This window comes from Vibrio sp. 10N.222.49.C9 (assembly GCF_041474985.1).
In the GTDB taxonomy this organism is placed as follows: Bacteria; Pseudomonadota; Gammaproteobacteria; order Enterobacterales; family Vibrionaceae; genus Vibrio; species Vibrio crassostreae_C.
The window spans coordinates 1-327 of the sequence record NZ_JBFRVD010001437.1 but is presented as its reverse complement, the minus strand read 5'-3'; the positions used below and the strand labels follow the sequence as shown (position 1 = coordinate 327).

General features: G+C 53.8%; 1 protein-coding gene. It reads left to right on the top strand.

The features are described 5' to 3' along the window. On the top strand, positions 1–327 hold a 327-nt coding region (locus tag AB4585_RS28645; protein ID WP_372172171.1), incomplete at both ends, for an AAA family ATPase.

Genomic DNA, 327 nt, shown 5'->3' with positions numbered 1-327 from the left:
AAGGAGTATATCCCCTTGAGTGCCTGCTTGAACCATCAGAAAGTAGCGGCAGCGACGGCCTTAACTCGGCGATTTTGCGTCATCTCTGGGGGCCCAGGTACAGGGAAAACGACGACGGTTTCTAAGCTGCTAGCGGCCTTAGTGTCATCCAGTGACTCTGAGATCACGATAAAGCTAGCGGCGCCTACGGGCAAGGCTGCCGCTCGTCTTACTGAGTCCATTGGTCAAGCCATAGACTCGCTACCCGTTGCACCTGAAATAAAGGAAAGGATCCCAACCTCGGCCAGTACACTGCATCGCTTGCTTGGCGCTATTCCTAATCGAACT